This is a genomic window from Streptomyces sp. NPDC025793 (assembly GCF_055558375.1).
On record NZ_JBVHMR010000001.1, the window covers coordinates 314,528 to 333,871 of the forward strand.

Sequence of the window (19,344 nt, forward strand, 5' to 3'; positions counted from 1 at the left end):
TTCCCGGCTACGCCGCCTTCGGCAACGTCGGCGCCGGGTCCGCGCTGTGCATCGAACCCGCCGCCCCCAGGTCCGCCAGGATCGCCCCCGCCGCCCGGTGGGCCGAGTGCAGCGCGCCCTGGACCGTGCTGGTGTCGCGGTGGTCGCCGCAGACGTACAGGCCCGCTAGGAGGCGCACCGGGCGGCGCAGGTCGTGGGGCGGGCGCATCGCCGGGACCGCCTCCGGCGTGTGGTGCACGGCCAGCGTCTCCCAGCGGCGCGTCGAGGTGCCGTAGAGCCGGGAGAGGTGGATGCGCACGGCGGTGTCCACGCCCTCCGGCGGGCGGCCGAGGACCGTCGAGGAGATCAGGGCGCGGCCGACCGGTGCCCGGCTCGGGTCCACGTTGCTGAGCACCGCCGTGTGCGCCACCGGCCCGCCCCGGTCGGCGTCCAGCAGGAGCGAGGTGCCGGTGGCGAAGGCGGCCGTCGCGTCGTCGGTGGTGTGGTGGACGACGGTGACCGGATGGAAGTCCGGCACCCGCAGGCCCGGCAGCAGCTCCGCCGCCGCCCGCGCGTCCGTCGCCAGCAGCACCGCCCGGCAGCGGATCTCCCCGTGCTCGGCCGTGGTCACCGACGTGGTGCACACCGAGGTCACCCGCACCCCGGTGTGCACGGTGCCGGGCGGCAGCGTGCGTGCCAGCAGTTCCGGCAGCACGTCCGCGCCCCCCTCCGGCACACACAGCCGCCCGCTCGCGAAGGCGCGCAGCGCGAGGTCGGCGCACCGGCTGGACGTGGTCAGCCCGGGGTCGCACAGGAGCGTGGCCAGCAGGGGGCGCAGGAAGCCCTCGACGGTGCGCGCCGGGACCCCGCGCCGGGCGAGGGCCTGGGCGGCGGGCATCTCGGGGCGGGCCAGGATGCGCTCGACGGGGGTGGTGGCGATCCGGCCGAGGGCGACGCCCAGCCGGGCCTGGTCCACCGCGCCGCCCACCGGCGCGCCGGTCCGGCCGGGGGCGGCCGCCGCACCCCTGGGGGCGCTCGCCAGGGCGCGTACGGCATGGAGTGCGCCCCGTGCGCTCCCTCCGGCCGCTGGTGCGCCCGCCCGCTGGGTGCGGCCGTCGCGGTGCAGCAGGACGCCGGGCGCGAAGGTGCGCAGGACCAGGGAGTCCAGGCCCGGGGTCGTGCGGAGTTCGGGATAGGACGTGGACAGCAGCTGTCCGATGCGGTCGAGCCGGAAGCCGTCGACCTTCTCGGTCGACATGCGGCCGCCCACGTAAGGGGCGGCCTCCAGGACTGCGGTGGTTACTCCTGCGCTGGTGAGCCGATGAGCCGCCGAGAGACCGGCGATTCCGGCTCCCACGATGACGACGTCCACCTGGTACGCGGGCTCAAGCACGAGGCCCCTCCTGTGGTTGCGCGGCCGGTGGAGACGTCATGCCCCCAACAGGCTCCGGGGATACCCGAGTTCGGGTCGAGGTTAGGGCCGTGATCGGTCGTAAACAGTCGCGCATGAACAGGGCACGGTCGCATGGAGGTCGCATACGGTCACATGCGTTCGCCTGTCTCCCATGGCCGGTTCAGTCCGCCGCGCGGATCGCCTCCTCGGCACCGGGGAACGCGAACCGGAACCCCGACGCCAACAGCCGCTTCGGCACCACCCGTTGACTGCCCAGCACATCCCCGGCCAGCTCACCCAGCACCGCCCGCAGCACCGGCGCCGGAACCGCGAACGGGGCCGGACGGCGCAGGACACGGGACATCGCGGCCGTGATCTCACGGTTCGTCAGCGGCTCGGGCGCGGTCAGGTTGAACGGCCCGGACAGGCCCTCGTGGTCGATGAGATGCCGGATCGCCGCGACCTCGTCGTGCAGCGCGATGTACGACCAGTACTGCCGCCCGTCGCCCAGCCGCCCGCCGAGCCCCGCCCGGAACAGCGGGAACAGCCGCCCCCAGGCCCCGCCGCCGCGCGCCACCACCAGTCCCGTCCGTGCGAACACCGTCCGCACCCCCGCCTCCTGCGCGGGCGCCGCCGCCTCCTCCCACTCCACGCACAGCCCGGGCAGGAACCCGTCACCCGGCGGCGCCTCCTCGTCCACCACCCGGTCGCCGGTGTCGCCGTAGATGCCGATCGCGCTGCCGCCGACGAAGACCCGCGGCGGCTCGGGCAGCGCCGCCACCGCCTCCGCCAGCGCGGCCGTGCCCAGCACCCGGCTGTCCCGCAGCAGCCGCTTGTACTGCGGCGTCCAGCGCCGGTCGCCGATCCCGGCCCCCGCCAGATTGACCACGGCCGTACAGCCGGTCAGCCCCGCGGCGTCCACATACTGTCCCTCGGGGTCCCAGCAGACCTCGTCCGGCCCCGCCGCCGCCCGGCGCACCAGCCGGACGACCTCGTGCCCGTCCGCCGTCAGGGACCGGGCCAGCGCACTGCCGATGAGCCCGGACGCACCCGCCACCGCGATCCGCATACGTTCCTGTGCCTCCATGGACCCCAGCATGCCCGCGGGAAAACCCCCTGGGGCGCTTCCGGCCGCCCGCCGTAGGGTGATCGTCATGCCGGAGCCGTACAAGCAGCCGAACATACGCATCGCCGTGGCCGGTGACGAGGAGGGCCTCGCGCTCCTCGACCGCGCCACCTGGTCCACCCTGCACGCCGTCTCGCCTCCGCCCGAGCCGCCGTTCTTCGACGAGCGCCACCTCCCGCGGGACCACCTGGTCGCCGAGGCCGACGGGCGGATCGTCGGCTACATCCGCCTGGCCCGCGCGACGCCGCTCGCCTCCAACGCGCACGTCCTGTCGATCCAGGGCCTCGCCGTCGCCGACGAGGCGCGCGGGCAGGGCCTCGGGCGGGCGCTGGTCCGGGCCGCCGTCGCGGAGGCACGCCGCCGCGGGGCGCGCCGGCTGAGCCTACGCGTGCTCGGGCACAACGCCCCCGCCCGCGCGCTGTACGCGTCCGAGGGGTTCGCCGTCGAGGGCGTGCAGCCCCAGGAGTTCCTCCTCGACGGCGTCTACGTCGACGACGTGCTCATGGGCCGCACCCTGTGACGGGCACCTTCTAGGAGCTGACCAGGTGGCCCGTGCCCACCGGGGTCGTCGCCGTGGCCGCGCGCCGGGCGGCGTCCGCCACCTCGGCCGCCGTCAGCGCGTACCCCGTCTCGGCGTCCGAGGTGGAGCGGGCGAAGACCACGCCGAACACCCTGCCGTCCGTGGTCAGCAGCGGGCCGCCGGAGTTGCCCGGGCGGACCGTGGAGCGGATCGAGTAGATGTCCCGGGTGACCGTGCGGTCGTTGTAGATGTTCTGCCCGGTCGCGTTCACCCGGCTCGCCACCGTCGCCGCCTGGAGGTTCAGGCTGCCGTCCTGCGGATAGCCCGCGACCACCGCCGAGTCCCCGCGCGCCGCGCTCGTGTCGAAGCGCAGCACCGGCGCGCGCAGGCCCGGCACGTACAGCACGGCCACGTCCCGGTCGGGGTCGAAGAGCACCACCCGGGCGTCGTACGACCGCCCGACCCCGCCGATCCGCACGCTCGGGTGGTCGATGCCCGCCACCACGTGCGCGTTGGTCATCACCCGCTCCGTGGCGTAGACGAAGCCGCTGCCCTCCCGGCCCTCGTTGCCCGAGACACCCTCGATCTTCACGGTGCTCAGCCTCGCCGCGCTGGTCGCGGCCGGGGTCACGCTGTCGCCGGAGGGCCGGGCCACCTGGGCCGTCGACTCGTTCTCGAACGGGTTGAAGACCTGCGGGAAGCCCGCCTCGGTCAGCGCCGACGTCGCCCGCGAGAACCACGCGGGCGTCGTCCGCGGCATCGCCTCCTGCACCGCGCCGAGCAGCGTCGAGTTCCGTATCGCCGTCGTCACCGCCTGCGACGGGGCCGCGCCCAGCACGCTCGCCGCCACCCAGGCCACGATCAGCACCGCGACCGAGTTGGCCGCCGCACCGCCTATCCCGTCCGCCACCCGCAGCGGGCCGCGGTCCAGCTCCCCGCGCAGCCGCAGCGCCAGCCGGCCCGCCAGCTCGTGCCCCACCACCGCCGGCACCAGCACCGTCATCACCGCGAGGACCGTCGCCTCCGCCGTACCGCGTGCCACCAGGCCCGCGACCCACGGCAGCACCCACACGCCGACGACGGCGCCGCCGACGAACCCCGCCAGCGAGACGCAGCCGGCCACCAGACCACGCCGGTATCCGGACACCGCGTAGACGATGATCACCAGCACAAGCACCAGGTCGAGCAGGTCCACGGAGCCGCCTTTCTCTCGGACCCCTACGTACGGACGGGACGGGCCCGGTGATCAGTCACCCACACCTGAACGGCCGCCGCGCGGCGAACCGGCCACGTATGTGTGTACCCGCAGAAACGTCCCGGACCAGGACGATGGTTCCACCGGGTGGCACAGCGCACATCGCGGGCACGGCGCATCGCCGTGAGAGTGGGACCATGCGCGTTGTCCGAAGACCGCTGAGCCGGTCGCTGCGAAGGTCGTCGAGAAGGTCGCCGAGAAGGCCGCTGGCGAGATCGTTCAGAAGATCGCCGATAGGACCGGGAACACCGCGGGCGCAGGGGGTGTACGGGCCGCCGGAGCCGCCGGGCCGGCCGACCCGGCCCGCTGAGCCGGACGGGGTACGGCGGTGGGGGCCGGGCACGCGGGTCTCCGGACCGGTGCTGGTGCTGATCGGGTGTCTGCCCGGCGTCTGCGCCCTGCTGGCGCTCGTGCTGTTCGTCCGCGGGGTCGACGGACCCGCCACCGTGCGCGTCGAGCGGCACGGGGCGGGGTCGGCCGCGACCGCCTACCGCGCCGCCCGGCCGGCCATCGTGCCGCGGTCGGTCTGGCTGGGCCCCGGCGCCGCCCAGCAGCCGCCCCCGCGCTACGACGACAAGGTGGTCGCCGTCTTCCTGCACCACACCGACTCACCGAGCAACTACGACTGCGCGGACGCGCCCGCCATCATCCGGCACCTGTACGCCGGCCAGCGCAGCGACCGCAACTGGGACGACCTCGGCTACAACTTCGTCGTCGACCGCTGCGGCACCATCTACGAGGGCCGCGCCGGAGGCGTCGACCGGCCCGTCACCGGCGCCCACACCCTGGGCTTCAACCACCGCACCGCCGGCATCGCCGCCCTCGGCACCTTCACCGCCGGCGTCCCGGTGCCCCGGGCCATGACCGACGCGATCGCCGCCCTGGCCGCCTGGAAGCTCGGCCTCGCCGGGATCGACCCGCGCGCCACCATCCAGCTGCTCTCCAGCAGCAGCCACAGCCGCTACCGGGCCGGCACCACCGCCACCCTGCCCGTCCTGGCCGGCCACGACGCCGGCTACATGACCAGCTGCCCCGGCGCCGCGCTCAGCGCCCGCCTCCCCGAGATCCGCCGACAGGCCGCCCGCCTCCAGGGCCGCCCCGTCGCCCCGCCGATCCCGCCCCGCACCGCGACCCCGGTGCACGTACCCGCCCCGGCGCACCGGCCCGCCCCGGCGCACACCCCCGCCCCGGCGCACGCGCCCACCGCGGCCCGTACGCCCGCCGCGTCCCGTACGCCGTCCACAGCGACGCCATAGGCGCCGCGCAGGCATCTCCGAGCCCCGCGTCCTACGGTCGGCCGTGACAGCAGGCCGAGACAGGCCGACCGGACGTGGGTTGACGATGAGCGGTCGTACGCGACAGCAGGAACAGCACGCCGAGAACTCCCGGTGGTCCGCGCCGGAATCCGTGTGGGGCCGGGCGGTGCGCGGCCCCTGGACCGTGGTCTGCGTCCTCGCCGCGGTCGTGGTCGGGCCGGCGGCCGGCACGGCCTCCGCGCTCGACCGGGCCAACGCCGCGCCGCCCCTGCACACCCCGGCCCGCGAGATCCCCAAGCCCCTTGTGTGACAGGGGAGTTCGGGAATCGCCGGGGAATCAGCCCCTGAAACGATCCCAGAGTCTGGGGTAACGCTCCGCCAGGACGGCTTCGTTCTCGAAGTCGATCGAGGCGCCCTCGGGCTCGGCGGGCGCCGGGGCGATGCCCAGCTCGGGAGCGACCGTGCCGGTCAGCTGCTCGTACGCCTCGTCCGCGGCGTAGCCCAGCTCCTCGCCGTCGCCGTCGATCTCCTCGTCGAACTCGCCCAGCAGGTCGGCCAGCGCGTCCGGGTCGTGCAGAGCGCCCTCGAAGACCTCCCGGCCCTGGCCGATCAGCCAGCACCGGAAGAAGTCGAACGCGTCGTCGCTGGCCCCGTCCAGCAGCACCCACGCGGCGCCCCACAGATCCCAGCGGTAGGCGCGGTTGTAGCGGGCCTCGAAGTGACGGGCGAAGTCCAGCACCAGGTCCGGCTCCAGCTGGAGCAGCCGGTCCACGAGCAGGTCGGCCTGTTCCTCGGCGTCCCCCTCGGCGGCCTCGCGGCTGGTGTCGATCAGCTCCCAGAACTCCGTCTCGTCCATCACGCCACCAGCATCGGGCCTCGGCCCGTGCGACGCACGCGGAGTGCGCGGGAGTACGGCGGATCGTTATCAGGCGCCCCCGCGGCCGTACCGCGCGGCGAGCCGGGCCGCGTCCGCCGCGAACCGCTCCCGCAGGGTCGCCGGCGCCAGTACCTCCGCCTCCGCGCCGAGCGCCGTCAGCTGCGCGTAGGCCACCTCCTCGGACTCCACCGGGACCGTCACCGTCACCCAGCCCTCGCCGTCCGGCTCACCCCCGGCGCCGAGCGCCGCACGCGCGGCCGGCGGATCGACGGCGTGCCGCAGCCGCCGCACCCCCTCCGGGGACAGCCGTACGACGACCTCGGCGCGCAGGATCGAGCGCGCGAACCGCTCGGCCTGCCCGGCCCAGTACGCGGGCAGATCGAAGCCGGGGTCCCGGTCGAAGCACTCGGCCAGGGCCTCCACGGCGCCGAACCGGTCGAGCCGGTACGTCCGGAAGGCACCCGCTCCGGCATCGGCGTCGGCGACGCGTGCGCACAGGTACCAGACCCCCGCCTTCAGTACGAGCCCGTACGGCTCCAGCTCACGCTCGACCGTGGTCTCCCCGCGCCGGTAGAGCGCGCGGACCCGTCGGTCGGCCCACACCGCCTCGGCCAGCACCGGCAGCGGCGCGGGCGTCTCCGGCTCGCGGAACCAGGCCGGCGCGTCCAGGTGGAAGCGCCGGGCCGCGCTGTCCGGGGCGTCCCGCAGCGAGGGCAGCAGGGCGGCCGACACCTTCAGCCGGGCGGCGGAGGCGGCGTCCTCAAGGCCCATCTCCCGCAGCGCCCCCGGCACCCCGCTCAGGAACAGCGCCTCGGCCTCGCTCCTGGCCAGCCCCGTCAGCCGCGTGCGGTACCCGCCGACCAGCCGGTAGCCGCCGGCCCGCCCCCGGTCGGCGTACACCGGCACCCCCGCCTCCGACAGCGCCTGCGCGTCCCGCGTGACCGTCCGCTCCGACACCTCCAGCTCCTGCGCCAGCTCGGCGGCGGTCATGACGGGCCGGGACTGGAGGAGGAGCACCATTTTGATGAGCCGGGCGGCGCGCATACGGCCATCATGCAACGAGGCCCCCGCCGCGGTGTCCTCGGCGGGGGCCTCGTCGGTCTGCTCTCACAGCCCGTTCTTACAGCCCGTACTTCTCCCGGGCCTCCTTGACCGCCGTGGCCTTGACCTCGCCGCGGCGGGCGAGCTGGGCCAGGGCCGCGACGACGATCGACTCGGCGTCGACGCCGAAGTGGCGGCGGGCGGCGTCACGCGTGTCCGACAGGCCGAAGCCGTCGGCGCCCAGCGAGGAGTAGTCCTGCTCCACCCACTGCGCGATCTGGTCCGGGACCTGGCGCATGTAGTCGGAGACGGCGAGCACCGGACCCTCGGCGCCCTGCAGCGCCTGGCGGACGTACGGCACGCGCTCCTCGCCGCGCAGGAGGGCCGCGTCGGCCTCCATCGCGTCCCGGCGCAGCTCCGTCCAGGAGGTCGCGGACCAGACGTCGGCCGCGACACCCCACTCCTCGGCGAGCAGCCTCTGCGCCTCGACGGCCCAGTGGATCGCCGTACCCGAACCCAGCAGCTGGATGCGCGCGGCGTTGGCGGCCGGGGACAGACCCGCGGACTCCGCCGTGTTGAAGCGGTACAGACCCTTGACGATGCCCTCGTCGATGCCGAGGCCCTGCGGCTTCGCGGGCTGCGGCAGCGGCTCGTTGTAGACCGTCAGGTAGTAGAAGACGTTCTGGTCCTCGCCCGGCTTGGCCTCGCCGTACATCCGGCGCAGACCCTCGCGGACGATCACCGCGATCTCGTAGGCGAAGGCCGGGTCGTAGGAGAGGGCGGCGGGGTTCGTCGCCGCGATCACCGGCGAGTGGCCGTCGGCGTGCTGGAGGCCCTCGCCCGTCAGGGTCGTACGGCCCGCCGTGGCGCCCACGAGGAAGCCGCGGCCGAGCTGGTCGCCGAGCTGCCACATCTGGTCGGCCGTGCGCTGCCAGCCGAACATCGAGTAGAAGATGTAGAAGGGGATCATCGCCTCGCCGTGCGTCGCGTACGACGACGAAGCGGCGATGAAGTCGGCCATCGAACCGGCCTCGGTGATCCCCTCGTTGAGGATCTGGCCGTTCTTGGCCTCCTTGTAGTACATCAGCTGGTCGCGGTCGACCGGCTCGTACGTCTGGCCCTTGGGGGAGTAGATGCCCAGCGAGGGGAACAGGGACTCCATGCCGAAGGTGCGCGCCTCGTCGGGGACGATCGGCACCCAGCGCCTGCCCGTCTCCTTGTCGCGGACCAGGTCCTTGACCAGGCGGACGAAGGCCATCGTGGTGGCCACGTTCTGCGAGCCGGAGCCCTTGTCGAAGGAGGCGAAGGCCTTCTCGGCGGGGGCGGGCAGCGGGGCCAGGGCGTGCGTGCGGCGGGCCGGGGCCGGGCCGCCGAGGGCCGCGCGGCGCTCCTGGAGGTAGCGGACCTCGGGGGAGTCGGTGCCCGGGTGGCCGTAGGGGACCACGCCGTCGACGAAGTCGCCGTCCTTGATGGGCAGTTCGAGAAGGTCGCGCATCGTCTTGAACTCGTCCACCGTCAGCTTCTTCATCTGGTGGTTGGCGTTCTTCGACGCGAAGCCCTCGCCGAGGGTGTGGCCCTTGACCGTCTGGGCCAGGATCACGGTCGGCGCGCCCTTGTGCTCGACGGCGGCCTTGTACGCGGCGTAGACCTTGCGGGCCTCGTGACCACCGCGGGAGAGGTGGAAACACTCAAGGATCTTGTCGTCGCTCAGCAGCTTCGCCAGCTCGACGAGCGCCGGGTCCTTGCCGAAGAAGTCCTGGCGGATGTAGGCGGCGTCGCGGGTCTGGTACGTCTGGACCTGCGCGTCCGGTACCTCGCGCAGGCGGCGTACCAGCGCGCCCGTCGTGTCGAGGGCGAACAGCTCGTCCCAGGCCGAACCCCACAGCGTCTTGACGACGTTCCAGCCGGCGCCGCGGAACTGGGCCTCCAGCTCCTGCACGATCTTGAAGTTGGCGCGGACCGGGCCGTCGAGGCGCTGCAGGTTGCAGTTGATGACGAAGGTCAGGTTGTCCAGGCCCTCGCGGGAGGCGAGCGCGAGCGCGGCCGTCGACTCCGGCTCGTCCATCTCGCCGTCGCCGAGGAACGCCCACACGTGCGAGGCGGAGACGTCCTTGATGCCGCGGTTGGTCAGGTAGCGGTTGAAGCGCGCCTGGTAGATGGCGGAGAGCGGGCCGAGGCCCATCGACACCGTCGGGAACTCCCACAGCCAGGGCAGGCGGCGCGGGTGCGGGTACGACGGCAGACCGTTGCCGCCGGCCTCCTGGCGGAAGTTGTCCAGGTGCGCCTCGGTCAGGCGGCCGTCGAGGAAGGCACGGGCGTAGATGCCGGGGGAGGCGTGGCCCTGGATGTACAGCTGGTCGCCGGAGCCGTCGCCCTCCTTGCCCTTGAAGAAGTGGTTGAAGCCGGTCTCGTACAGCCACGCGGCCGACGCGAAGGTGGCGATGTGGCCGCCCACGCCGTGCTTGGCGCCCCGGGTCACCATGGCGGCCGCGTTCCAGCGGTTCCAGGCGGTGATCCGGGCCTCCATCTCCGGGTCGCCGGGCAGGCCCGGCTCGGCGGAGGTGGGGATGGTGTTGACGTAGTCCGTCTCGAGGAGCTTCGGCAGCGCGATGCCGCCCGCCTCGGCACGCTCCAGCGTCCGGCGCATCAGGTACGCGGCGCGGTGCGGCCCGGCCTGCTGGGCGACGGCGTCCAGGGAGGCCTGCCACTCGGCGGTCTCCTCCGGATCGCGGTCGGGGAGCTGGTCGAGCGCGCTCGGCTGGATGGCGTTGGGGTCGGTCATGTCGCCGCCTTCCTCAGTCGAAGGGGGTTCCCTCGTCGGTAAGGGTTCGGGTTGCCCTAGGTCTGGCAGGACAGGGCGAGGACTTCGGTGACAGTGTCGAGGTGCGACTCCGTCGCGTGTCCGTCGGTGACAATAACTCCCTGATCGATGATCGATCAAAGGGTTGAGGGGCAAAACTTCTCGATTGCGAGAAAGTCGGCACGCGGTGCCTTCGATCAGGGCACCGAGTGTCGGTTGAGAGCCATGTTTTCGCAGGTGGAGCTACGTTTGAGCGGGGCTCTGCTCGCCGGTGCCGGGGCAGGCTGCGGCGCGCTACGGGCGCGCTACGGGCGCGGGGGCGCAGCCGAGGACGTGAGCCTTCACCAGCTCCGCGATCTGCGGATCCCGGCGCTTGAAGGCCTGCACCAGCTCCTCGTGCTCCTCGGCGTACGACTGCTGGACCGTGCCCAGCCAGCGGATGGACAGCGCCGTGAAGACCTCGATGCCGAGACCTTCCCAGGTGTGCAGCAGCACCGAGTTGGCCGCCGCGCGGACCAGTTCGCGGTGGAAGCCGACCGTGTGCCGGACCTGTGCGGTGCCGTCGGCGTCGCGGTCGGCCTCGTACAGGGCCAGGACGTGCGGCTCCAGGGCCGAGCAGTCCGCGGCCAGGCGGTCGGCCGCCAGCTCCGCCGCGATGGCCTCCAGTCCGGCCCGGACCGGGTAGCTCTCCTCCAGGTCGGCCGCGGTCAGATTGCGGACGCGGACGCCCTTGTTCGGCGCCGACTCGATCAGTCGCAGCGACTCCAGCTCGCGCAGGGCCTCGCGGACCGGGGTCTGGCTGACCTCCAGCTCGGTGGCGATACGGCGCTCCACGATGCGCTCGCCCGGCTGCCAGCGACCGCTCACGATTCCCTCCACGATGTGCTCGCGGATCTGTTCGCGCAGCGAGTGGACGACGGGCGCGGTCATGGAGGGCTCCTTAGGGAGGGCTGACGTTTAGACAATACGGCGGGTTCGCTTCGTCGGCGGGACGTGTGGGGGGCTTTTGCGCAGGTGAGACGAGGCTTACACGCAACGCGCGCCGACAAACACGAACACCCCGCCCGGAAAGCTCCGGACGGGGTGCCGTACTGCCTGATCAGGCCAGGAGGGTCACAGGCCCAGTTCGACCTCGAACTCGCCCGCCTCCAGGATCGCCTTGACGGCCGTCAGGTAACGGGCCGCGTCGGCGCCGTCCACCAGACGGTGGTCGTAGGAGAGGGTCAGGTAGGTCATGTCGCGGACGCCGATGACCGTGCCCTCCTCGGTCTCGATGACGGCCGGACGCTTGACCGTGGCACCGATGCCGAGGATCGCGACCTGGTTCGGCGGCACGATGATCGTGTCGAACAGCGCGCCGCGCGAGCCGGTGTTGGAGATGGTGAAGGTCGCGCCGGACAGCTCGTCCGGGGTGATCTTGTTGGCGCGGACCTTGCCGGCCAGGTCGGCCGTGGCCTTGGAGATACCGGCGATGTTGAGGTCACCGGCGCCCTTGATGACCGGGGTCATCAGGCCCTTCTCGGAGTCCACCGCGATACCGATGTTCTCGGTGTCGAAGTAGGTGATGGTGCCCTCGGCCTCGTTGATCCGGGCGTTGATGACCGGGTGGGCCTTCAGTGCCTGGGCGGCGGCCTTGACGAAGAACGGCATCGGGGAGAGCTTGACGCCCTCGCGGGCCGCGAACGAGTCCTTGGCCTGGGTGCGCAGGCGCATCAGGCGGGTCACATCGACCTCGACGACCGAGGACAGCTGGGCCTGCTCGTGCAGCGCCTTGACCATGTTGTCGCCGATGACCTTGCGGATGCGGGGCATCTTGACGGTCTGGCCACGCAGGGGGGAGACCTCCAGCGCCGGGGCCTTCTTGGCGGCATGGCCTCCGGCAGTCACAGCGGCGGCGGCCACGGGGGCCGGAGCGGCGGCGGCGGCCTTCGCGGCCTCGGCGGCGGCGATGACGTCCTGCTTGCGGATACGGCCGCCGACGCCGGTGCCCTTGACGGCGCCGAGGTCGACACCGTTCTCGGCGGCGAGCTTGCGCACCAGCGGGGTGACGTACGCGCCCTCGTCCGTCGCCTGGGCGGCGGCCGGAGCGGGAGCGGCGGGGGCCGGGGCGACCGGAGCCGGAGCGGCCGGCGCGGGGGCCGGAGCCGGGGCGGCGGCGACCGGGGCGGGCGCCGGCGCCGGGGCCGGGGCGGCGGGCGCGGGCGCCGGGGCGGCCGGAGCCGGGACCGGGGCGGCCGGGGCAGCGGCGGCGGGGGCCGGGGCGGCCGGAGCCGGAGCGGCGGCCGGGGCGGCACCCGGGGCGCCGATGACGGCGAGCTTGGCGCCGACCTCGGCGGTCTCGTCCTCGCCGACCACGATCTCCAGCAGGACACCGGCGACCGGCGCCGGGATCTCCGTGTCGACCTTGTCGGTGGAGACCTCCAGCAGAGGCTCGTCCTCCGCGACCTCCTCGCCGACCTGCTTCAGCCAGCGGGTGACGGTGCCCTCGGTGACGGACTCACCGAGCGCCGGGAGGACCACGTCCGTGCCGGTCGCGGCGCCGGCCGGGGCGGCCGGGGCAGCGGCGGCGGGGGCCGGAGCCGCGGGGGCCTCGGCGACCGGGGCCGGGGCGGGCTCGGCCACGGGGGCCGGGGCGGGCTCGGCCACGGGGGCCGGGGCCGCGGCGGCGGCCGGGGCGGGAGCGGCAGCGGGCGCGCCCGTGCCGTCGTCGATGATGGCCAGCTCGGCGCCGACCTCGACCGTCTCGTCCTCGGCCACCTTGATGGAGGACAGCACACCGGAGACGGGCGAGGGGATCTCGGTGTCGACCTTGTCGGTCGACACCTCGAGCAGCGGCTCGTCGGCCTCGACGCGCTCGCCCTCGGCCTTCAGCCAGCGGGTGACAGTGCCCTCGGTGACGCTCTCACCGAGCGCCGGAAGGGTTACGGAAACCGCCATGGTTTCGGTTGCTCCTTACGAAATTGCGGAAGTCTGTGTCGTCGCGCCCGTTGACCGAAGGCTCAGTCGTGGGAGTGCAGCGGCTTGCCGGCCAGCGCCAGGTGCGCCTCGCCCATCGCCTCGTTCTGCGTCGGGTGGGCGTGGATGAGCTGGGCGACCTCGGCCGGCAGCGCCTCCCAGTTGTAGATCAGCTGGGCCTCGCCGACCTGCTCGCCCATGCGGTCGCCGACCATGTGGACGCCGACCACGGCACCGTCCTTCACCTGGACGAGCTTGATCTCGCCCGCGGTGTTCAGGATCTTGCTCTTGCCGTTGCCCGCCAGGTTGTACTTCAGAGCGACGACCTTGTCCGCGCCGTAGATCTCCTTGGCCTTGGCCTCGGTGATACCGACGGAGGCGACCTCCGGGTGGCAGTACGTCACCCGCGGGACACCGTCGTAGTCGATCGGAACGACCTTCAGACCGGCCAGACGCTCTGCCACCAGGATGCCCTCGGCGAAGCCGACGTGCGCGAGCTGGAGCGTCGGGACCAGGTCACCGACGGCGGAGATGGTCGGGACGTTCGTCCGCATGTACTCGTCGACCAGGACGTAACCGCGGTCCATGGCGACGCCCTGCTCCTCGTAGCCCAGGCCCTGGGAGACCGGGCCACGGCCGACGGCGACGAGGAGGACCTCGGCCTCGAACTCCTTGCCGTCGGCGAGGGTGACCTTCACGCCGTTCTGCGTGTACTCGGCCTTCTGGAAGAAGGTGCCGAGGTTGAACTTGATGCCGCGCTTGCGGAACGCGCGCTCAAGAAGCTTCGAGGAGTTCTCGTCCTCGACCGGGACGAGGTGCTTCAGGCCCTCGATGACCGTGACGTCCGAGCCGAAGGACTTCCACGCCGAGGCGAACTCGACGCCGATGACACCGCCGCCCAGGATGATCGCGGACTGCGGCACGCGGTCCAGGACGAGGGCGTGGTCGGAGGAGATGATCCGGTTGCCGTCGATCTCCAGGCCCGGCAGCGACTTCGGCACGGAGCCGGTCGCCAGCAGGACGTGGCGGCCCTGGACGCGCCGGCCGTTCACGTCGACGGAGGTGGGGGAGGACAGCCGGCCCTCACCCTCGATGTAGGTCACCTTGCGGGACGCGATCAGACCCTGCAGGCCCTTGTACAGGCCGGCGATGACGCCGTCCTTGTACTTGTGGACGGCCGGGACGTCGATGCCCTCGAAGGTGGCCTTGACGCCGAACTGCTCGCTCTCGCGGGCCTGGTCGGCGATCTCGCCCGCGTGGAGCAGGGCCTTGGTGGGGATGCAACCCCGGTGCAGGCAGGTGCCGCCGACCTTGTCCTTCTCGATCAGGGCGACGTCCAGGCCCAGCTGCGCCCCGCGCAGGGCCGCGGCGTAACCACCGCTACCACCGCCGAGGATCACTAGGTCGAAAACGGTGCTGGCGTCGTTCGCCACGTCACGTCCTCCATGCATGTGCGCCTTGCGCCGATCTCCAGTGACCGGCGGGCGGCTGGTGTCCGGCCGCTTGATGCTTCGGCCCTTCGGTGGGGGCCCTGTCCTGCCGGGCTCCATCTTTGCACTTGTTCGAGGCGTACGAGACGCCGGGCCGGGGTGTGAGACGTCCCACTAGAGCGCCCGAAGGGGCGCGGGGCCGCATTCGATGTGCGGCTCCGCCGCGTGGGCGCGACCGGCCCCCACGCGGCGGAACGGCGATACGACAGTGAGCCCCGAGCTCACGGACGAACGTCAGCCCAGGTCGCCGGAGGCGGTCTGCTCGGCCAGCCGGACGAGCGTGCGCACCGCCGAACCGGTACCGCCCTTCGGCGTGTACCCGAACGCCCCGCCCTCGTTGAACGCCGGGCCGGCGATGTCGAGGTGCGCCCAGGTGATGCCCTCGCCCACGAACTCGCGCAGGAACAGACCGGCGACCAGGCCGCCGCCCATCCGCTCGCCCATGTTCGCGATGTCGGCGACCTGGGACTCCATGCCCTTGCGCAGGTGCTCCGGCAGCGGCATCGGCCAGGCCGGCTCGCCGACCTCCTCGGCCGCCTCGTGCAGCGCGGAGCGGAACGCGTCGTCGTTGGCCATGACACCGAAGGTGCGGCTGCCCAGGGCCAGCATCATCGCGCCGGTGAGGGTCGCGACGTCCACGATCGCGTCCGGCTTCTCCAGCGAGGCCGCCCACAGCGCGTCGGCCAGCACCAGCCGGCCCTCGGCGTCGGTGTTGAGCACCTCCACCGTCTTGCCGCTGTACATGCGCAGCACGTCACCCGGGCGCACCGCGGAGCCGGAGGGCATGTTCTCGGCCAGCGCGAGCCAGCCGGTGACGTTGACCTCCAGACCGAGGCGGGCGGCGGCGACGACCGCGGCGAACACGGCGGCGGCACCGCTCATGTCGCACTTCATGGTCTCGTTGTGGCCGGCCGGCTTCAGCGAGATGCCGCCCGAGTCGTAGGTGATGCCCTTGCCGACGAAGGCCAGGTGCTTGTCCGCCTTCGGGTGCTTGTACGACAGCTTCACCAGGCGCGGGGTCGCGGCCGAGCCGCCGCCGACGCCGAGGATGCCGCCGTAGCCGCCCTTGACCAGGGCCTTGTCGTCGAGCACCTGCACCTTGAGGCCGTGCTCCTTGGCCGCGGTCTGCGCGAGGTCCGCGAAGATGGCCGGCGTCAGATCGTTCGGCGGGGTGTTGATCAGGTCGCGGGCGCGGTTCAGCTCCTCGGAGACCGCGACGGCGCGGGCGAGGGCACTCTTGTGGGCGGCGTCGCGCGGCTTGCCGCCGAGCAGCGCGGCCTCGGCGAGCGGCGCCTTGCCGTTCTTGCCCTTGGCGGAGCCGTTCGCGGCCTCCTTGTAGGCGTCGAAGGCGTACGCGCCGAGCAGCACGCCCTCGGCGATCGCGCCGACGGCGCCCGGGCCGTCGACGGGCAGCGCGAACGCGGCCTTCTTGGCACCGGCGAGCGCCCGGGCGGCCACGCCGGCCGCCTTGCGCAGCGCGTCGGCGTCAAAGCCGTCCGCCTCGCCCTTGGCGTCGGACTCGGCGCCCAGGCCCACCGCCACCACGAGCGGGGCCTTGAAGTCCGCCGGAGCGGGCAGCTTGGTCAGCTCGCCCTCGGCACCCGAGGCGCCGAGGGTCTCCAGGACGCCGGCCAGCTTGCCGCCGTACGCCTTGTCCACGGCCTCGGCGCCCGGCGCCACGACGGGGCCCTTGGTTCCCTTGGCGACACCGATCACGATCGCGTCGGCCCGGAGGCCGGGCGCCGCGGAGGTGCTGAGAGTCAGAGCAGTCACGGTGGTGAATTCTCGCTTCCGATGTGAAGTTGCTGTGGCCGATGCGGGGTGGGTCGACCGGGCCCGGGAGCCGACCCCAGGTCCAGGCCTGAGGACAGGTGGCGACCGGGGCCTTCACCGTGTCGGCGGACACCCGCAACGAGACTACGCGCGTGCGGGCGTCCACTCATTCCCCCGGGTATTCACCGGACTGTGATGTCACGGCCACTTACCACCCCTGGGGCATGCCGTCCGGCGCACCGGAACCGGCCCGCCGCAAGGCGCCCTCGACGGAGGTGCCGGCCAGCCGGTCGGCCAGCGAGCGGCGGCCGGGGAAGAGCACCGGCAGCGCGTTGACCAGGAACAACACCACCGCGGCCGCCCAGAGCAGCAGCGACAGCAGGAAGTGGCCCTCGATCAGCAGCACGCAGGCCAGCGCGAACACCGCGACGTCGGCCGCGGTGGTGACGGCCGCGCGGCGCAGGGTGTGCCGGGACCGCCGCGGGGTGACCCGCAGGCCGAGCAGGCCCTTGCCGAGGGTGCCGCCGAGCAGTCGCAGACAGATCCACTGGTACAGGAACGTGACGAGAACGAGTGCCCCGAAGGCCTCCTCCACGTCCAGCACCACCGAGTCCCACAGGGACAGCCCGAGGTGTTCGGAGACGCCGACGACGTCGCCGCGCGAGGTGACGAGGTCGAGGCCGCCCTTCGTGGCCAGGGACGGGACGTCGGTGACGAGGGCGGTGATGCGGTGGAAGGTGAGGACGGCCAGCACCACGGCCGCGCCCGTCACGAGTGCGAAATCTATGAACCAGGCCGTCCCGCGGCGCAGTTTCAGCACGGAGATCCCCCGATCGTGCTCACTTGTCCGTGTACGGGCGAAGAGCTTAGCGCTCAGTGGCCGAAGGCCAGTACCACCAGCGCCGCCGTGGCCGCCGTCTCCTCCAGCGCCCCGAAGACGTCCCCCGTGACCCCGCCGAACCGCCGTACGCAGCGCCGCAGCAGCAGCTCGGCCGCGGCCAGGGACAGCAGCACGGCGGCCGCCGCGCGGACGGTGCCGTACGCCCCGAACGGCACGCCCCCGGCCGCCGCCGCGAGCGTGCACAGCGCCGCGGCCGCCAGGGCGCCGCGCGTCGGCACGACTTCGGCGACCGCCGCGCCGAGCCCTTCCGGGCGGGCCGCCGGTACGCCGGTGCGGGCGGCCAGGGTGAGGGCGAGGCGGGCGGCCACCGCGCAGGTCAGGGCCGCCGCCGCGCCCCGGCCCCAGGAGTCGCCGTAGAGCTGGGCCAGCACGGCGACCTGGGCCAGCAGGGTCAGGACCAGGGTGAGGACGCCGAAGGGGCCGATGTCCGACTGCTTCATGATCCGCAGGGCGTCCTCCGCGGGCTTGCCGCTGCCCAGCCCGTCCGCCGTGTCCGCGAGGCCGTCGAGGTGCAGGCCGCGGGTCAGCGCCGCCGGTACGGCGACGGAGCCGACGGCGGCGAGCAGCGGGCCGGCGCCGAGGGCGAGCAGCAGCAGGCCGAGGCCGGCCGCCGCCGCGCCGACCACCAGCCCGGCCGCCGGTGCGGCCAGCATGCCGCCGCGTGCGGCCCCGCGGTCCCAGCGGTGCACCCGGACGGGCAGCGCGGTGAGGGTGCCGAAGGCGAAACGGAGGCCGTCGAGAGGCGAGGGTGACGAGGTCGTGGGCATCGGCGCAGGGTATCCGGCGGCCGTCGGGTCTCCCCGACCCCCGACCGGAGCTCGGACCGGGCAGAGCTGAAGAAGACGGCGCTTATGCGGGTAATGTGCGCACATGGGGCACTGGTGGGAGCGGAACATCCTCGAACCGGGCAAACTCCCGTTGCTGCTCGCCCTCGCGGCGTTCGTGCTGACCTTCCTGGTCACCAGGGTGATCACCCGCCTGATCCGGGCCGGCAAGGGCCCGTTCGGCAACGTCAGGGCGGGCGGGCTGCACATCCACCATGTCGTGCCCGGGGTCGTCCTCACCGTCGTCGGCGGCTTCGGCGCCGTCGCCAGCGACCGGCACGGCGTCGCGGGGGCGGGCTCCGCGGTGCTGTTCGGCATGGGTGCCGGGCTGGTCCTGGACGAGTTCGCGCTGATCCTGCACCTGGACGACGTCTACTGGAGCGAGGAGGGCCGCAAGAGCGTCGAGGCCGTCGTCCTCACCGCGGCGCTCGTCGGGCTGCTGCTCGCCGGGTTCTCCCCGTTCGGCGTCAACGACCTGTCCCAGCAGGAACTCCACAGCCGGGGCACGGTCGCCGCCAGCATCACCGGGAACTTCCTCCTCTCGCTCATCGCGCTGAGCAAGGGCAAGGCCCGCACCGCGGTCTTCGGCGTGATCGTGCCGCTGGTCGCGCTCGTGGGCGCCGTCCGGCTGGCCCGGCCCGGCTCCCCCTGGGCCCGCCGCTTCTACGGCCGCCGCCCCCGCACCCGCGCCCGCGCGACCCTGCGCGCCTACCACCACGACCGCCGCTGGGCCGGTCCCCGGCGGGCGTTCCAGGACTTGATCGGTGGCAAGCCCGAGCCGCGTTCGGTGCGGTTGCCGGGCGGACGTGGTTGAGGGTGTCGTGGGCGGCGGTCGTGCGTCTGCCGTGGCGGGGCGGCGGGGGCGGTCCCCGGGGGGGCGTGGGCTTGACTGGCCGGCGCGCCGGGTCTAGGGCTGGCGCGCTGCTCGGTGGTCGCGGGTGACGGTGTCGCGTGGGCCGGTCCCCGGCGGGTTGTTTCAGGGCTTGATCGGTGGCAAGCCCGAGCCGCGTTCGGTGCGGTTGCCGGGCGGACGTGGTTGAGGGTGCCGTGGGCGGTGGCCGTGCGTCTGCCGTGGCGGGGCGGCGGGGGCGGTCCCCGGGGGGGCGTGGGCTTGACTGGCCGGCGCGCCGGGTCTAGGGCTGGCGCGCTGCTCG

16 protein-coding genes are annotated in these 19,344 nt (G+C 73.4%); 4 read left to right on the top strand and 12 right to left on the bottom strand.

The features are described 5' to 3' along the window. Positions 1 to 7 precede the first annotated feature (7 nt). Positions 8 to 1,372: an NAD(P)/FAD-dependent oxidoreductase gene (locus ACZ4MF_RS01540; protein WP_467488753.1), complete on the bottom strand. Its 1,365-nt coding sequence runs from the start codon at positions 1,370 to 1,372 to the stop codon at positions 8 to 10. A gap of 181 nt (positions 1,373 to 1,553) precedes the next feature. Then, the gene (locus tag ACZ4MF_RS01545) at positions 1,554 to 2,459 is read right to left on the bottom strand and encodes a TIGR01777 family oxidoreductase (RefSeq protein ID WP_467488755.1); all 906 of its coding nucleotides are present in this window, start codon (positions 2,457 to 2,459) and stop codon (positions 1,554 to 1,556) included. A 67-nt stretch (positions 2,460 to 2,526) separates the two neighbouring features. Here ACZ4MF_RS01545 and ACZ4MF_RS01550 point away from each other — a divergent pair, with 67 nt between their 5' ends. Beyond that, on the top strand, positions 2,527 to 3,018 hold the full coding sequence (locus tag ACZ4MF_RS01550) for a GNAT family N-acetyltransferase (protein WP_467488757.1): 492 nt from the start codon (positions 2,527 to 2,529) through the stop codon (positions 3,016 to 3,018). 10 nt (positions 3,019 to 3,028) lie between these two features. Here ACZ4MF_RS01550 and ACZ4MF_RS01555 read toward each other — a convergent pair whose 3' ends face one another. Continuing rightward, positions 3,029 to 4,213, bottom strand: coding sequence for a MarP family serine protease (locus tag ACZ4MF_RS01555; RefSeq protein ID WP_467488759.1), 1,185 nt, complete (start codon positions 4,211 to 4,213; stop codon positions 3,029 to 3,031). 323 nt (positions 4,214 to 4,536) lie between these two features. Between ACZ4MF_RS01555 and ACZ4MF_RS01560 the strand changes: the two genes are divergently transcribed. After that, positions 4,537 to 5,529 (top strand): peptidoglycan recognition protein family protein, encoded by a 993-nt coding sequence (locus ACZ4MF_RS01560; RefSeq protein ID WP_467488761.1) that lies wholly within the window; start codon positions 4,537 to 4,539, stop codon positions 5,527 to 5,529. Positions 5,530 to 5,614: 85 nt separating this feature from the next. Next, positions 5,615 to 5,839, top strand: coding sequence for a hypothetical protein (locus ACZ4MF_RS01565; protein ID WP_467488763.1), 225 nt, complete (start codon positions 5,615 to 5,617; stop codon positions 5,837 to 5,839). A 27-nt stretch (positions 5,840 to 5,866) separates the two neighbouring features. On the opposite strand, the gene ACZ4MF_RS01570 is transcribed toward ACZ4MF_RS01565, so the two are convergent. The 9 genes from ACZ4MF_RS01570 to ACZ4MF_RS01610 form a co-directional block, all read right to left on the bottom strand. Continuing rightward, positions 5,867 to 6,385, bottom strand: a complete 519-nt coding sequence (locus tag ACZ4MF_RS01570; RefSeq protein ID WP_467489462.1) for a DUF4240 domain-containing protein — start codon at positions 6,383 to 6,385, stop codon at positions 5,867 to 5,869. A 69-nt stretch (positions 6,386 to 6,454) separates the two neighbouring features. Next, positions 6,455 to 7,450 (bottom strand): helix-turn-helix transcriptional regulator, encoded by a 996-nt coding sequence (locus ACZ4MF_RS01575; RefSeq protein WP_467488765.1) that lies wholly within the window; start codon positions 7,448 to 7,450, stop codon positions 6,455 to 6,457. Between the two features lie 76 nt (positions 7,451 to 7,526). Further along, on the bottom strand, positions 7,527 to 10,229 hold the full coding sequence (gene aceE / locus ACZ4MF_RS01580; RefSeq protein ID WP_467488767.1) for a pyruvate dehydrogenase (acetyl-transferring), homodimeric type: 2,703 nt from the start codon (positions 10,227 to 10,229) through the stop codon (positions 7,527 to 7,529). A 312-nt stretch (positions 10,230 to 10,541) separates the two neighbouring features. Next, the gene (locus tag ACZ4MF_RS01585) at positions 10,542 to 11,177 is read right to left on the bottom strand and encodes a GntR family transcriptional regulator (RefSeq protein ID WP_356020813.1); all 636 of its coding nucleotides are present in this window, start codon (positions 11,175 to 11,177) and stop codon (positions 10,542 to 10,544) included. A gap of 183 nt (positions 11,178 to 11,360) precedes the next feature. Then, the gene (gene sucB / locus ACZ4MF_RS01590) at positions 11,361 to 13,184 is read right to left on the bottom strand and encodes a 2-oxoglutarate dehydrogenase, E2 component, dihydrolipoamide succinyltransferase (protein ID WP_467488769.1); all 1,824 of its coding nucleotides are present in this window, start codon (positions 13,182 to 13,184) and stop codon (positions 11,361 to 11,363) included. 62 nt (positions 13,185 to 13,246) lie between these two features. Beyond that, positions 13,247 to 14,635, bottom strand: a complete 1,389-nt coding sequence (lpdA, locus tag ACZ4MF_RS01595) for a dihydrolipoyl dehydrogenase (protein ID WP_356020817.1) — start codon at positions 14,633 to 14,635, stop codon at positions 13,247 to 13,249. Between the two features lie 291 nt (positions 14,636 to 14,926). Continuing rightward, the gene (locus tag ACZ4MF_RS01600) at positions 14,927 to 16,465 is read right to left on the bottom strand and encodes a leucyl aminopeptidase (protein ID WP_356020819.1); all 1,539 of its coding nucleotides are present in this window, start codon (positions 16,463 to 16,465) and stop codon (positions 14,927 to 14,929) included. Positions 16,466 to 16,673: 208 nt separating this feature from the next. Continuing rightward, on the bottom strand, positions 16,674 to 17,285 hold the full coding sequence (locus ACZ4MF_RS01605) for an RDD family protein (protein WP_467488772.1): 612 nt from the start codon (positions 17,283 to 17,285) through the stop codon (positions 16,674 to 16,676). Between the two features lie 53 nt (positions 17,286 to 17,338). Further along, positions 17,339 to 18,133, bottom strand: coding sequence for an adenosylcobinamide-GDP ribazoletransferase (locus tag ACZ4MF_RS01610; RefSeq protein WP_467488773.1), 795 nt, complete (start codon positions 18,131 to 18,133; stop codon positions 17,339 to 17,341). 103 nt (positions 18,134 to 18,236) lie between these two features. Here ACZ4MF_RS01610 and ACZ4MF_RS01615 point away from each other — a divergent pair, with 103 nt between their 5' ends. Then, positions 18,237 to 19,004, top strand: coding sequence for a hypothetical protein (locus ACZ4MF_RS01615; RefSeq protein ID WP_467488775.1), 768 nt, complete (start codon positions 18,237 to 18,239; stop codon positions 19,002 to 19,004). Positions 19,005 to 19,344 lie beyond the last annotated feature (340 nt).